Here is a 12,676-nt window from a genome sequence, read left to right as displayed (position 1 = left end):
CCGATGACTCACTCATGAGCACCGCAACGACATCCGCCGCAGTTCGGCCCCGCCCACGCGGCGACGCGCCGTATGCCGTCGTCGGGCGGCCGCGCAACGAAGGTCATGGCAAGCGGCTCACCGCCGCGTTCGAGGCCCTGGAGGTCTTCCCGGCACTCGCCGAGTCGCGCAACCGCCTGCTGGCGCTCATCGCCGAGGATCGCCCCTCCACGGGCGACGTCGTGCGCGCCATCGAGTCCGACGTCGCGCTCGTCATCTCCGTGATGCGTCTGGCCAACGGCCTCGACTCTCCGCGCCGCGGCCAGGTCGAGTCGGTCGTCGGCTCCGTCGAGGTGCTCTCGCCCGAGGCCGTCCAGCGCCTCGCGGCCAACGCCGAGACCTTCGAGTTCTTCGAGCGCGGCAAGACCTGGGACGCCGCTCCCGAGCGCTTCCGCCTGCACGCCGTCGCCGTCCAGCGCGCCGCGGACCGCCTCGCCGCCGCCGCCGGCTACGCGCACCGCGACCGTCTGCTCGTCACCGCCTTGTTGCACGACGTCGGCAAGCTCGTGCTCATGCACGCCTACCCGGGCTACCCGAAGCAGGTCCACGGACCCGCCCGCACGCCCGAGGAGCGCCTGCACTACGAGCGCCGCGAGCTCGGCGTCGACCACGCGCTGGTCGGCGGTGTTCTTGCCCGCCGCTGGAACCTCCCGAACGCCGTAGCGAGCGCGATCGAGCGCCATCACTCCGACGACGCCCAGGGTGACGCGGCCTTCGTCCGCCTCGCCGACATGCTCGCGCACTACTCGCAGGGCTCCCCGGTCTCCTCGACCGAGCTCCTGCGCGCCGCCCGCACCGTCGGCTTCGGGCCTTCCGAGCTGCGCTCCGTGCTCTATGACCTGCCCTACCCGTCCAACGACCGCCCGCGCGCGGTCGAGCCGTGCCCGCTGTCGGTGCGCGAGCTGGACGTGCTCAAGCGCCTCGCCCAGGGCATGGTCTACAAGCAGATCGCGCTCGAGCTCTCCCTCTCGACCTCGACGGTCCGCACCCACCTGCACAACATCTACGGCAAGCTCGGCGCCGTCGACCGCGCGCAGGCCGTCCTGCACGCCACCGAACGCGGCTGGCTCTAGGACTGAGGGAGGCTTACGTTTCTCCCCACATATGGGGAGAAACGTCGAACACCCCCGGTTGCGCCGTCGCGCATGTCAGCATTGACACGTGCTCTCGATCACGACGAAATCGCCGTACGCGATCCGCGCGCTCGCTGAGCTCGCCCGCTGCGGCGGCGCGGGCCCGGTTCCGATCGGCGAGCTCGCCCGCCGCCGCGACGTCCCGGTCCAGTTCCTCGAGCAACTTTTCGCCGTCCTCCGCCGCGCCGGCATCCTCCGCTCCCAGCGCGGCGTCAAGGGCGGCTACGCCTTCGCCCGCGAACCGGGCGAGGTGACGGTGCTGGAAGTCGTCGAGCTGTTGGACGGCCGCCTGGGCGCCGAAGCCGAGGGCATCTTCGCCGAAGCCGCCGCCGCGGCCCGCGCCGTCCTGGCCAAGACGACGATCCTCGACGTCGTCGATCGCGAGAACCAGGCCGCGGGCGCGACGATGTATTACATCTAGGTCTCTGTTTAGCCCTGTTGACGGGCCGCGTGGGTAGGCGGGGGATCGGACCAAGCAGACCCACAAAAGACTGGTGAGGGTGTCTCTGCTCGGTCCGATCCCCCACCAAGACGCCGCGTCGGCGGGACGGGCTGGATAGCGCCGGCGGGTGCGCGGGGATTCTGCCCGGCCGGCCGCTCGCGCAGGGCGACGATCAGCGTGAAGCCCGCGTCCCGATCGCGTGTGCACTTGAAGTTCGGGCTCGTGAATCGGATAATCAGATTCGTGAGTGAGATCAGCGCAACCGAGGCGTCCAAGCGCTTCGCGGACCTGCTCGACGCGGTCGAGCACCGCGGTGAGACCTTCACCGTCGTGCGTCGCGGTCGCGTCGTTGCCACGATCGCTCCGGCTCGCCGCGGAACCGGCGCCGACCTGCGCCGCATCCTCACCGATCTTCCGCCTGACGATCGCTGGGCCGATGATCTGCACGACCTGCGGCGATTCGCCGGCGAGGCCACCGACACCGATCCGTGGAACGACTGATCGTCGACACCGGCGTGCTCGTCGCGATCGAGCGTGGCCGGCGTATCGACACGACGCTGCTGTCTGACGATGCCGACATCGCGATCGCCGCGATCACCGCGTCGGAGTTGATGGCCGGCGTCAAACTGGCCGACGCCCAGCGCCGACCAGCGCGCTCGGCCACCGTCGACGCGATCCTTGCCACGTTCGACGTTATCGCCTTCGACATCGATATCGCTCGCCATCACGCCGCTCTGTTGGCTCACGCACGTCGCGCGGGCCGCCCGCGTGGAGCGCACGACCTCCAGATCGCAGCGACGGCGCGCGCGACGGGCCGCGTGCTGATCACGACCGACGCGCACGCCTTCGACGATCTCCCCGCCGTCGACCATCGTGTGATCCCTCCCCGCTAGCGCTCATCGTGCATCTCCTGGGCACCGGATCGAACCTCAGAGCGGGGAGGGCAACGGTCGTCGGAACCTCGGAGCCGAGCTGAGGTGTAGCTGACGCGGCGATCTATTTAGGCCAGGCTGACGAGCTTCCGGAAGGGATCGACGCGGATGGCTACGGCGTCGCCGGGTCTCCCCGGCGACGCGGTCGATGGCGAGCGCTTAGCGGCGCTTGTTGATCTGCGCGCGGATCGCGGCGGCCTGCTTGACGGCGGCGGCGCGGCGCTGGGCGTAGGGGACCTTGCTGGCGGTGGTGGACGGGATGCAGTAGGCGATCGAGGTCAGGTCGCCCGCGTCGAGGTCCGGGTTGTCCGGGTCGCCCCAGTTGACAGCGTCGATGATCCAGGCGGTGTCGTCCTGGTCGGGGGCGTTGTAGTAGACCTCGCCCAGGGAGGGGATGTTCTGGAAGAACCCGCCCGAGACGATGGTCTGGCCGTCGGGGCAGACGGCGACGGCTTCGGCGAGCCACTCCTCATCCGACGTGCCGTTGGGCACGGCGTCGCTGACGATGCGAGTCACCTTGGTCGCGCCTCCGGTGCCGGGAGGGCCGGGATCGCCCTTGGGACCGGCGGCGCCGGTGTCGCCCTTGGGACCGGCCACGCCCGTGTCGCCCTTGGGACCGGCCACGCCCGTGTCGCCCTTCGCGCCGGCGGGTCCGGCTGCGCCGGTGTCGCCCTTGGCGCCCGCGGGTCCGGCGGCGCCGGTGTCGCCCTTCGCGCCGGCGGGTCCGGCGGCGCCGGTGTCGCCCTTGGCGCCGGCGGGTCCGGCCGCGCCGGTGTCGCCCTTCGCGCCGGCGGGTCCGGCCGCGCCCGCGTCACCCTTGGCACCCGCGGCGCCCGTGTCGCCCTTCAGACCCTGGAGCCCCTGCGGACCCTGAGCGCCCGTGTCGCCCTTCGCACCCGCCGCGCCGGCGGAGCCGAAGACGCTCGAGGCCGGCGCAGCGGCCGAGCCGGCGGGACCCGCGGGTCCGGCGGGACCGGCCGGGCCGACCAGGCCCTTCTGCGTCGCGGTCGAAAGGTTGGCGGCGGTGATCGTCCCTTTCTTGATGTCCTTCGTGGTGATCGTGCCGTCCTTGATCTGCGCGCTGGTGATCTGTCCCGCGGCGTAGGCCCCTCCGCCTCCCGCGAGAATGCCGACCAGGGCGATGCTCACGCCCGTCTTCAACCCCTTGACCTGCATGTGCTTCCCTCCACTCGGGTACGGGGGGACCGTATAGGCGGGGGCGGATTGGTGCATCAATCCGCTACACATCAACGCAATGGCGCACGCGATTGAGGTCGCCGGTCTGACGAAGCGATTCGGGCCGGTGCTGGCTGTCGACGACTTGTCCTTCACTGCCGACGAGGGCCGCGTGGTCGGCTTTCTCGGGCCCAATGGTGCGGGCAAGACCACGACTCTGCGAATGTTGCTCGGGCTGGTGAACCCGACGTCCGGACGCGCGGTCGTCCAGGGGACGCGGTACGTGGAGCTCGGCGATCCGGTCCACACCGTCGGCTCGGTGCTGGACGGCGGGATGTTCCACCCGGGCCGCAGCGGCCGCAACCACCTGCGGGCGCTCGCGAAGGCGGCGGGGATCAGTGACGCCCGCGTGGACGAGCTGCTGCAGCTCGTCGCCCTCAGCGACGCGGCCAACCGGCGCGCGGGCGGCTACTCGCTCGGCATGCGCCAGCGGCTCGGCCTCGCCGCGGCGCTGCTCGGCGACCCCAAGGTCCTGGTACTCGACGAGCCGGCGAACGGACTCGACCCGCAGGGCATCCGCTGGCTCCGCGACTTCCTCCGGACGCTCGCGAACGAAGGCCGTGCGGTCCTCGTGTCCAGTCACGTGCTGGCCGAGGTCGCCCAGACGGCCGACGACGTGGTCGTCATCAACAAGGGCCGCAGCGTCGCCCAGGCGCCGCTGACGGAGATCATGGCCCGCAGCGGTGGTGGGATGAAGGTCGCCGGCCCGGACGTCCGCAGGCTCGGCGACATCCTCCACGCGGCCGGCGCGAACGTCACCGGCGACGCCGCGGAGATCCTCGTCAAGGACCGCAGCGGCGAGCAGATCGGGCGGGTGATCGCGGAGCACCAGCTCGTGATCTCCGAGCTCGCGCCGACTGGATCGAGCCTCGAGGAGATCTATCTCGAACTCACTGAATCGACCGGAGGCCCGTCATGACCCGCCTGCTCGGTTCAGAGCTCTTCAAGCTCCGCAGCACGCGGACGTTCTACGGCATCGTGGGCGGCTCGCTCGGGCTCGTGCTGGTGATCGTGATCCTGGTCACCGCGCTGGTGAACTTCACTCCGTCCGATCACCCGCTGACGGACATCATGAACTTCGCGGCATTCGTGCAGCCGTTCGCGCTCGTGCTCGGCATCCTGGCGATCACGAGCGAGTTCCGGCACGGCACGATCACGCCGAGCCTGCTCGTCGCTCCGCACCGCCCGCGGCTCGTCCTGGCCAAGCTCGGCGCGTCGGTGGCGATCGGGTTCGCGCTGGGCCTGGTGACGACGGTTCTCGTCTTCCTGATCGTGAAGGGCATCGGCGGGCTGCGCGACCTCGACACGAGCGGGGACGCGGGCACGCTGATCATCGGCGGCACGATCGACACCGCGTTGTGGGCCGCGCTCGGCCTCGGTGTCGGCTCGGTCCTGCGCAACCAGGTGGGCGCGATCGTCGGCTCGCTCGTCTACCTGTTCGTGCTCGAGAACCTGCTCCAGATCATTCCCGGGCTCGACGACATCATCCGCAAGTACGGCTTCGGCGGCGTGAGCAGTGGGCTGTTCGGCGCCGACGACTCCAGCGACCTGCTCGGGCAGCTGCCCGCAGGATTGCTGTTCGCCGCCTACGCGGGGATCTTCGTGGTCGCGGGAATCCTCGTCATCGAACGCCGCGACGTCACCGCCTGAGATGCGTCTGCGGCCGGCCACGCCCGCCGACGCGCAACGAGCGGCCGACCTCGTGATCGCCGGCGACATCGCGGACGTCGGGGTCGCCGACTACAGCCTCGGCGACCTCGAGGACGAGTGGCGCGAGCTCGATCTCGACGCGGACACCCGACTGGTCGAGGACGACGAGGGAGCGATCGTCGGCTGCGCGCATTTCCGCGGGAGCGACGTGCTCGCCCAGGTCGACCCGAACCGCGAGGGGGAGGGGTTCGGGACCGCGCTGCTCACCTGGTCTGAGAAGCGCGCGAGCCAGCGCGGCGCGACGAAGGTCCGCCAGGGCGTGGGGGACCGGGGCCAGTCCGCCCGCGCGCTGCTCCAAGCCCACGGCTACGCGAAGACGCGCAGCTTCTGGCGCATGGAACGCCCCGCCACCACCGATGAAGCGCCCGCGGACGAGACCGGCCTGCGCCCCGTCGACCCGACCGACGCACCCACGCTCTACGACGTCACCATCCGCGCCTTCGCCCACGACACCGGCTACGAGATCAAGCCGCTGGACGAGTGGACTCGCCGCGAGTTCAATGGCCACGGCGTCGACCACACGCTCTCGCGAACCGCTGACGGCATCGGCTACGCCCTCGTCCGCCGCTGGGACGAGGACACGCTCTACATCCCGCTGCTCGCCGTCCACCCCGACCACCAGGGCCAGGGCCTCGGCGCCCGCCTGCTGCGCTCCGTCTTCGCGGCCGCCCGGGGCCGCCGGGTCACGCTCAACGTCGCCTCCGACAACCCGTACGCGGTCCGGCTCTACGAGCGCGTCGGCATGCAAGCCGCCTGGCGGGTCGACGACTACCAGAAGGCGCTGCCAAACTAGGGCGTCCAATGGGCTCCATCCCGATCAACATTGCCGACCACGTCGGCCGCACGCCGATGGTCCAGTTCGCCCGCCTCGCGCCGGAGGACGGTGGCGCGGTCTTCGGCAAGCTCGAGATGTTCAACCCGGGCGGATCGGTCAAGGACCGGATCGGCGTCGCGATGATCGAGGCGGCGGAGAAGGAAGGGCGGATCGAGCCGGGCCGCACGACCGTCGTCGAGGCCACGAGCGGCAACACCGGCATCGCGCTGGCCTTCGTCTGCGCGGCCAAGGGCTACGAGCTGATCCTGACGCTCCCGCAGGGCATGAGCCGCGAGCGCGAGGGCCTGCTGCGCCTGTACGGCGCGCAGGTGCACATCACCGAGTCGATGGGCGGCATGAACGAGGCGGTCGCCGCGGCCCGCGCGATGGCGCGCGACAGCGACGTCTTCCTGCCCGACCAGTTCTCCAATCCGGCCAACCCGGACGTCCACCGCCGCACCACGGGCCCGGAGCTGTGGGAGGCGCTCGACGGCGACGTCGACTACCTCGTCGCGGGCGTCGGCACCGGCGGCACGATCACCGGCGCCGGATCGTTCCTGAAGGAGCGAAACAAGGACATCCGGATCGTCGCCGTGGAGCCCGCGACGTCCCCGGTGCTCTCCGGCGGTCGCCCGGGCCCGCACAAGATCCAGGGCATCGGCGCGGGGTTCGTCCCGCCCGTGCTCGAGCGCGAACTGCTCGACGAGATCATCGCCGTCGACGACGAGGACGCGATCGAGACCGCGCGCCTGGCGGCCCGCAAAGAGGGCGTGCTGTGCGGCATCAGCTGTGGCGCCGCGCTGTGGGCGGCGCTGGAGATCGCCGCGCGGCCCGAGGCCAAGGGCAAACGGATCGCGGTCATCCTGCCCGACTCCGGCGAGCGCTACGTCTCCACGCCGTTCTTCGCGCCCGAGCCAACGCCGCTCACCAGCGCATGATCCGCGAGGTCGAAGGACCCGCCGGCGCGCCGTGGGAGCGGCCGCTGCACGGCAGCCTCGATCGCCTGGTGGTCGAGTCGGAGGCGCTCGCGGGCAACCCGCTCGGCGACCCGAGCCGCCGTCCGCTCTACGTCTACCGCCCACCCGGGGTCGAGCGCGACCACCCTAAGCCGCTCCCCAGCGTCTACGTCATCCAGGGCTTCACCGGCCAGCTCGACATGTGGTTCACCCGCCAGGCGTTCGAGCCGACGATGATCGAGCGCCTGGACGCGATGTTCGCCGGCGGCGGCTGCCCCGACGCGATCGTCGTCTTCGTCGACGCCTGGACCTCCTACGGCGGCTCGCAGTTCATCAACTCGACGAGCACCGGCCGCTACATGGACTACCTCACCGACGAGGTCGTCACGTTCATCGACGAGCGCTATCCGACGAGCGCCGACCGCGACCACCGCGGCCTGTCGGGCAAGTCCAGCGGCGGCTACGGCGCGATGGTCGTGCCGATGCTGCGCCCCGACGTCTTCGGCGCGCTCGCCTCACACGCCGGCGATGCGCTGTTCGAGGCCTGCTACCTGCCGGAGTGGCCGCGGGTGGCCCGGACCCTAAGAGATCACTTCGACGGCTCCTGGGACGTGTTCTTCGCCGCCGCCCGCGCTTCCGACCCGCCGAGGTCGGAGTGGATGGACCTGCTCGAGGCCTACGGCTACGCCGCCTGCTATTCGCCGGATCCGATCAACCCGGGCCGCGCGCTGCTGCCGTTCGACGCCCACGGGCGCCTTATCGAGGACGTGTGGGCGCAGTGGCTGGCCTGGGACCCGGTGCGGATGGCGCCCGCCCACGCCGACGCGCTGCGCTCGATGCGCCGCATCTACCTCGACGCCGGCCGCGGCGACGAGTACTTCCTCGACCTCGGCGCGCAGGCCTTCGCCCAGGAGCTCGACAAGCTCGGCGTCGCGCACACCCTCGAGCTCTTCGAGGGCACGCACGCACGCCTCACGTACCGCTACCCGGGCGCGATCCGGGAGCTGGTGCTCGCTATCGCGCCGTGAGCGGGATCGTGCCGTCGCGGGCCCATGCCTCGGCCGCGGGCCACGCGCCGTAGCCCGCGTCCGGGTTGATGTGGCCCTGGCCCGGGAGCAGATCGGCGGGGCCGCGGTAGAGCGTCCCAGCGCCCTCCGGGCAGTACGGATCGTCGTCGGAATGCACCAGCCGGCCCGCCTCGATGTCCGGCGCGCCGAAGAACGAGTCCAGCTCGTCCGGCACGCCCGCGCGCGAGGGCGGCGCGACCAGCAGGACGCGCTCGGCGGGGCTTCCGCCGCTGCCCGCGTGGTGCAGCCACAGCAGGCAGGCGAGCGAGTGGCAGAGCACGACCGGCGGTTCGCCGATCGCGTCCAGCTCGCGTTCGAGCGCTTCCAGCCACGCGCTCAGGTGGGGGTGGTCGGCGTCGGGCAGATCGGGGAAGTGGACCGCCGCGTCGGCGGCCCGGAGCCTCCCGGCCAGCCATGTCTGCCAATGGCCGGGCCCGGAGCCCTGCCAGCCGTGCAAGATCAAGTAACAAGGGCGCCTCATGCCGGCCGCTACCGTACCCCAGATGGTCCACTCACTCGACGTCAGCGCCCTCCGCTGCCCGATGACGTGGGTGCGGACGAAGCTCGCGCTCGAGCGTCTCGAGCCCGGTCAGACCCTGGAGGTCCGCGTGCCCGCCGGCGAAGCGCTCGAGAACGTCCCGCGCTCCGCGCGCGAGGCCGGCCACACCGTTGCCGTCGACGGCGACCTGGTCAGGATCGTGCGCGCATGAGCGAGGGTTCCTCCCGCCGTGGGCTGTTCCGCGAGCTCGCCGCCGCCGCGGCGCGGGCCGCGCTACCGGACGAGCCGGCCAAGCCCAAGGCCAAGCCGCCGCTGCTCAACGAGGGCGAGCTGGAGCGCTACAGCCGCCAGCTGATCCTGCCCGAGTGGACGGAGATGAGCCAGATCGCGCTGCGCGACGCCAGCGTGCTGGTGATCGGCGCGGGCGCACTCGCCTCGCCCGTGGCGATGTACCTGGCCGGGGCGGGCGTGGGCCGGCTCGGGATCGTCGACGACGACAACGTCGAGATCTCCAACCTGCACCGCCAGCCGCTGCACTTCACGCCGGACATCGGGGAGCCGAAGGCCGAGTCGGCCGCGGCCAAGCTGCGCTTCCTGAACCCCGACATCGTGGTCGAGGCCTACCGCGTGTGGGTGGACGAGGACAACGTCGACGGGCTGGTCGCGGGCCAGGACCTCGTGATCGACTGCAGCGACAGCTTCGCCACCCGCTACACCGTCAACAAGGCCTGCTGTGACGCCGGCATCGACCTCGTCGAGGGCGGCGCGGTGGGGTGGGCCGGCCTGGTGATGACGATCGTGCCCAAGCGCACCGCCTGTTACCGCTGCGCGTTCCCGACGGCGCCGATCGGCTCGCTCACCTGCGCCCAGGCGGGGATCGCCGGGCCGGTCGCGGGCGTGATCGGCTCGCTGCAGGCGCTGGAGGCGCTGAAGTTCCTCACGGGAGCGCAGCCGCCGCTCGTCGACGCGTTCCTCAACGTCGACCTCGCGACGATGGAGACCACCCGCGTCGCCGTGCGGCGCGACCCCAACTGCGCCGACTGCGGGGACGAGTAGCGTCGATGGTGGGCGCGAGCACGATGCGCAAGCTGCGGCTCGACGTGGCCGCGGTGCGTGAGCGCGACCCCGCCGCCGAGGGCGTCTCCACGCTGGGGATCGTCACCGGCTGGCCCGGCCTTCACGCGCTGTTGACCTACCGCGTCGCCCATGCGCTGGACGCCGCGGGCGTGTCGTACCTCCCGCGCGCGCTGTCGTACTTCTCGCGCGCGCTGACCGGGATCGAGATCCACCCGCGGGCGAAGATCGGCGACGGGCTGTTCATCGATCACGGGATGGGCGTCGTGATCGGCGAGACCGCCGAGGTCGGCCACAACGTGACGATGTATCAGGGCGTCACGCTCGGCGGCACCGGGTTCGAGACCGGCAAGCGCCACCCGACGGTGCAGGACAACGTGACGATCGGCTCCGGCGCGAAGCTGCTCGGGCCGATCACGATCGGCCACGGGGCGAAGATCGGCGCGAACACGGTCGTCATCCACGAGGTGCCGCCGAACTCCACCGTGGTCGGCAACCCCGGGCACCCGGTGCGGATCGAAGGCCGCAAGCCCGAAGGACCGGACGCCGACTGGGTGCACCTGCCGGACCCGATCGCCGACGCGCTCAAGCAGATGGCGACGCGGGTGGCGATGCTCGAGCGCGAGGTCGCGATGCTGCGCGGTGAGGAGCCCGGCGCGCCTGCTGAGGTAGTTCCGCTGCGCCCCGCGCGCGGTCCGAGCCCCGCGGGCGGGTAGCCTGGGCCTCGTGCCCTCCTTCTCTCATTCCGTTGAGCTCACTCAGCCACCTGAAGCCGTCTTCCCCTGGTTGCTCGAAGAGGACAAGGTCCCGCAGTGGACGAGCGATCTGCAGAGCTACTCGGTCGAAGGGCCGCTCGCCCAGGGCGCGACCGTGCGCCAGACGCTCGAAGTCGCCGGCGGCATCAAGCTCAACATGGAGATCGTGGCCTACGACCCGCCGCGCGCGGCGGAGACCCGCTTCGAGACCAACGGCGTGAAGGTCGTCAGCGAGTACAGCCTGACCCCGAACGGCGGCGGCACGACGCTGACGCAGACGCTCGAGGCCAAGGCGGGCGGGCTGACCGGGCGGATGCTGATTCCAGTCGTCCAGGGGCGCCTGGAGAAGAAGCTGACTGCGGACCTCGAGCGGCTGCGCGAGGTACTGTCCGGCTCATGAGAATGATCGCGGTGCTGGCGATGCTGCTCTTCTTGGCGCTCGCGGCGCCTGCCGGGGCGCAGAGCGTCGACGCCGCCGCGAACGCCCTCAAGGGCGATCCGGTCTACGTCGCGCCGGACGCGGAGCTGGCCTCGCAGGTCGATGCCCAGGCGCTGCAGGCGCGGATCGACTCCGCCGGCGCGGCACCGCTGTTCATCGCGGTGCTCCCGCAGAGCGCGCAGGTCGACAGCGCCGGACGGACGCTGATCGCGCTGCGCGAGGCGGTCGGCCGCAAGGGCACCTACGCGCTCGCCGTCGGCAACGAGTTCCGCACGCTCAGCGACGGATTCGACGCCGCCGCGGCGGGGGACGCGGCCCGCAAGGCGCACCCCGACGACCTCGAGGCGACGCTCGAGACGTTCATCGACACCGCCGGCAAGGCGCAGGACGACGCCGGCGCGGGCGGCAGCAGCGCGGGCGCGTTGATCGCCATCGTCGTGCTGATCGTCGTGGTCGTGGGCGGGGCGTTCCTGGTCCTCGGCCGTCGACGCGCGCGCCGCGAAGGCGGGGCCGATGGCGTCTCCGAGGTGGGCCACATCGAGCAGAACGACGAGTTCGTGCGCCTCGGCGACAGCATCCGAGCACTCGAGCTCGACGTCACCCTCGGCGATCCCAGCCCCGCCGCCAAGGCCGACTACGACCGCGCGGTCGAGGCCTATGGCCGCGCGAACGACTACAACGCCAAGGGCGCCACCGCCGCCGTCGACGAGGCGCTGGACGAGGGCCTCGCGGCGATCGCCTCGGCCCGCGAGCGGCTCGCGGGCCGCCGCTAGCGAAGCGCCAGCCGCCCGACGACGACCGGGGCGCCGCTCACCGGCGTGAACGTCCCGCGCAGCGTGCGCACGCGGTGTCGCCGGAGCTGGCGGAGGAGCCGAGCGGCGAGGTGGGTCCGGGCCGTGGTGCTCGCACCCGCCGGCAGCCGGCCGACGGCGATCCGCGCGACGCGCCGCGATCCCCACTTCAACGTCAGCGAGCCGCCCTCGCAGCCGCCGGTCGAGGCGACGGGGCAACGCATGACGACCGCCAGGCGCGCGCCGCGCAGGCGGAGCGAGGTCGGGACCGCGGGTCCCTGCACGGGTGCGGGTGTCACTGCCGCCGGCGTGGGCTCGGGCGCTGCGGCCTGGGCGGGTTCGGGGCCGAGCTGGAGCACCCACGAGTCGGTGAGCAGGGTCCGCTCGCCCGAGGATTCGACCCGGAACGCGAAGCTCTGCGGGAGCACGGCGCCGGCCGGCACCGTGACGGCGTACGCATGCTCGCCCGCCGGGGCCACGGGGAGCGTCTCCGCGCCCAGGAAGGCGACCACCGCGTCGGCGTCGTCAGCGAGCGTGATCGTCACGACCGACCCGGGGTCCGCCATCAGCGTCGGCGGGTTGAGGCCGAACCCGTCCTTGATCACGGTCGGCCCGGCGCCCGATCGCGGAGACTCGGTGCCGGAGAGATACGCCGGCGTGGCGCTGCCGTAGGTCGTCGACACCGACGGCTCGGGCGCCTGCGCGAACGCGGCCGGCGCGCCGCCGATCAGGGCGGCGACCAGCGCGATGAAGACGACCGTGGCGCGAAGCATGGGCGCGAGGGTAGTC

At 71.8% G+C, this 12,676-nt stretch carries 17 protein-coding genes; 14 read left to right on the top strand and 3 right to left on the bottom strand.

All coding sequences use genetic code 11. The features are described from left to right. The first annotated feature begins 14 nt into the window (after positions 1-14). The 4 genes from OM076_RS27930 (at position 15) to OM076_RS27915 (ending at position 2,507) form a co-directional block, all read left to right on the top strand. On the top strand, positions 15-1,112 hold the full coding sequence (locus OM076_RS27930; RefSeq protein WP_270043405.1) for an HDOD domain-containing protein: 1,098 nt from the start codon (positions 15-17) through the stop codon (positions 1,110-1,112). 88 nt (positions 1,113-1,200) lie between these two features. Then, positions 1,201-1,593 (top strand): RrF2 family transcriptional regulator, encoded by a 393-nt coding sequence (locus OM076_RS27925; RefSeq protein ID WP_270043404.1) that lies wholly within the window; start codon positions 1,201-1,203, stop codon positions 1,591-1,593. Between the two features lie 264 nt (positions 1,594-1,857). Then, positions 1,858-2,115, top strand: coding sequence for a type II toxin-antitoxin system Phd/YefM family antitoxin (locus tag OM076_RS27920; RefSeq protein WP_270043403.1), 258 nt, complete (start codon positions 1,858-1,860; stop codon positions 2,113-2,115). Then, positions 2,103-2,507, top strand: coding sequence for a PIN domain-containing protein (locus OM076_RS27915; protein WP_270043402.1), 405 nt, complete (start codon positions 2,103-2,105; stop codon positions 2,505-2,507). Before OM076_RS27920 ends, OM076_RS27915 begins: the two co-directional genes overlap by 13 nt. 198 nt (positions 2,508-2,705) lie before the next feature. Here the strand turns inward: OM076_RS27915 and OM076_RS27910 are convergent, their stop codons facing one another. Continuing rightward, positions 2,706-3,722 (bottom strand): hypothetical protein, encoded by a 1,017-nt coding sequence (locus OM076_RS27910; RefSeq protein ID WP_270043401.1) that lies wholly within the window; start codon positions 3,720-3,722, stop codon positions 2,706-2,708. Between the two features lie 79 nt (positions 3,723-3,801). Between OM076_RS27910 and OM076_RS27905 the strand changes: the two genes are divergently transcribed. The 5 genes from OM076_RS27905 to OM076_RS27885 are packed head-to-tail and all read left to right on the top strand — an operon-like array spanning position 3,802 to position 8,290. Then, positions 3,802-4,701 (top strand): ABC transporter ATP-binding protein, encoded by a 900-nt coding sequence (locus OM076_RS27905; RefSeq protein WP_270043400.1) that lies wholly within the window; start codon positions 3,802-3,804, stop codon positions 4,699-4,701. Then, positions 4,698-5,432, top strand: a complete 735-nt coding sequence (locus tag OM076_RS27900) for an ABC transporter permease (RefSeq protein ID WP_270043399.1) — start codon at positions 4,698-4,700, stop codon at positions 5,430-5,432. The genes OM076_RS27905 and OM076_RS27900 overlap by 4 nt, the downstream gene beginning before the upstream one ends. A 1-nt stretch (position 5,433) precedes the next feature. Next, positions 5,434-6,285 carry a GNAT family N-acetyltransferase gene (locus OM076_RS27895; protein ID WP_270043398.1) on the top strand — a complete coding sequence of 284 codons (852 nt, stop codon included), beginning with the start codon at positions 5,434-5,436 and terminating at the stop codon, positions 6,283-6,285. Between the two features lie 8 nt (positions 6,286-6,293). Next, positions 6,294-7,244 (top strand): cysteine synthase A, encoded by a 951-nt coding sequence (gene cysK, locus OM076_RS27890; RefSeq protein ID WP_270043397.1) that lies wholly within the window; start codon positions 6,294-6,296, stop codon positions 7,242-7,244. Further along, a complete protein-coding gene (locus tag OM076_RS27885) occupies positions 7,241-8,290 on the top strand; it encodes an alpha/beta hydrolase (RefSeq protein ID WP_270043396.1) in 1,050 nt (349 codons plus the stop codon). The genes cysK and OM076_RS27885 overlap by 4 nt, the downstream gene beginning before the upstream one ends. On the opposite strand, the gene OM076_RS27880 is transcribed toward OM076_RS27885, so the two are convergent. Then, a complete protein-coding gene (locus OM076_RS27880) occupies positions 8,277-8,810 on the bottom strand; it encodes an RBBP9/YdeN family alpha/beta hydrolase (RefSeq protein ID WP_270043395.1) in 534 nt (177 codons plus the stop codon). The two genes, OM076_RS27885 and OM076_RS27880, sit on opposite strands and share 14 nt — an antisense overlap. A 22-nt stretch (positions 8,811-8,832) precedes the next feature. On the opposite strand from OM076_RS27880, the gene OM076_RS27875 reads away from it, so the two are divergent. From OM076_RS27875 to OM076_RS27855, 5 genes are read left to right on the top strand one after another with little or no spacing between them, the layout of a single operon-like run. Further along, a complete protein-coding gene (locus OM076_RS27875; protein ID WP_270043394.1) occupies positions 8,833-9,039 on the top strand; it encodes a sulfurtransferase TusA family protein in 207 nt (68 codons plus the stop codon). Beyond that, positions 9,036-9,884, top strand: coding sequence for a HesA/MoeB/ThiF family protein (locus tag OM076_RS27870; protein WP_270043393.1), 849 nt, complete (start codon positions 9,036-9,038; stop codon positions 9,882-9,884). Before OM076_RS27875 ends, OM076_RS27870 begins: the two co-directional genes overlap by 4 nt. Before the next feature lie 5 nt (positions 9,885-9,889). Next, on the top strand, positions 9,890-10,618 hold the full coding sequence (cysE, locus tag OM076_RS27865; protein ID WP_270043392.1) for a serine O-acetyltransferase: 729 nt from the start codon (positions 9,890-9,892) through the stop codon (positions 10,616-10,618). Positions 10,619-10,628: 10 nt separating this feature from the next. Continuing rightward, positions 10,629-11,057 carry an SRPBCC family protein gene (locus tag OM076_RS27860; protein WP_270043391.1) on the top strand — a complete coding sequence of 143 codons (429 nt, stop codon included), beginning with the start codon at positions 10,629-10,631 and terminating at the stop codon, positions 11,055-11,057. Then, the gene (locus tag OM076_RS27855; protein ID WP_270043390.1) at positions 11,054-11,869 is read left to right on the top strand and encodes a hypothetical protein; all 816 of its coding nucleotides are present in this window, start codon (positions 11,054-11,056) and stop codon (positions 11,867-11,869) included. The genes OM076_RS27860 and OM076_RS27855 overlap by 4 nt, the downstream gene beginning before the upstream one ends. Here OM076_RS27855 and OM076_RS27850 read toward each other — a convergent pair. Next, a complete protein-coding gene (locus OM076_RS27850; protein WP_270043389.1) occupies positions 11,866-12,660 on the bottom strand; it encodes a hypothetical protein in 795 nt (264 codons plus the stop codon). The two genes, OM076_RS27855 and OM076_RS27850, sit on opposite strands and share 4 nt — an antisense overlap. Between the last annotated feature and the right edge of the window lie 16 nt (positions 12,661-12,676).

This window comes from Solirubrobacter ginsenosidimutans (genome assembly GCF_027587205.1).
The sequence above is the reverse complement of the archived record's forward strand: the minus strand, read 5'-3'. Positions and strand labels throughout refer to the sequence as shown.

Coding starts and splice junctions, on each gene's coding strand:
- OM076_RS27900 (WP_270043399.1), top strand. CDS start 4,698: ATGACCCGCCTGCTCGGTTCAGAGCTCTTCAAGCTCCGCAGCACGCGG.
- cysE (WP_270043392.1), top strand. CDS start 9,890: ATGGTGGGCGCGAGCACGATGCGCAAGCTGCGGCTCGACGTGGCCGCG.
- OM076_RS27895 (WP_270043398.1), top strand. CDS start 5,434: ATGCGTCTGCGGCCGGCCACGCCCGCCGACGCGCAACGAGCGGCCGAC.
- OM076_RS27875 (WP_270043394.1), top strand. CDS start 8,833: ATGGTCCACTCACTCGACGTCAGCGCCCTCCGCTGCCCGATGACGTGG.
- OM076_RS27910 (WP_270043401.1), bottom strand. CDS start 3,722: ATGCAGGTCAAGGGGTTGAAGACGGGCGTGAGCATCGCCCTGGTCGGC.
- OM076_RS27855 (WP_270043390.1), top strand. CDS start 11,054: ATGAGAATGATCGCGGTGCTGGCGATGCTGCTCTTCTTGGCGCTCGCG.
- OM076_RS27905 (WP_270043400.1), top strand. CDS start 3,802: ATGGCGCACGCGATTGAGGTCGCCGGTCTGACGAAGCGATTCGGGCCG.
- cysK (WP_270043397.1), top strand. CDS start 6,294: ATGGGCTCCATCCCGATCAACATTGCCGACCACGTCGGCCGCACGCCG.
- OM076_RS27930 (WP_270043405.1), top strand. CDS start 15: ATGAGCACCGCAACGACATCCGCCGCAGTTCGGCCCCGCCCACGCGGC.
- OM076_RS27880 (WP_270043395.1), bottom strand. CDS start 8,810: ATGAGGCGCCCTTGTTACTTGATCTTGCACGGCTGGCAGGGCTCCGGG.
- OM076_RS27870 (WP_270043393.1), top strand. CDS start 9,036: ATGAGCGAGGGTTCCTCCCGCCGTGGGCTGTTCCGCGAGCTCGCCGCC.
- OM076_RS27885 (WP_270043396.1), top strand. CDS start 7,241: ATGATCCGCGAGGTCGAAGGACCCGCCGGCGCGCCGTGGGAGCGGCCG.
- OM076_RS27850 (WP_270043389.1), bottom strand. CDS start 12,660: ATGCTTCGCGCCACGGTCGTCTTCATCGCGCTGGTCGCCGCCCTGATC.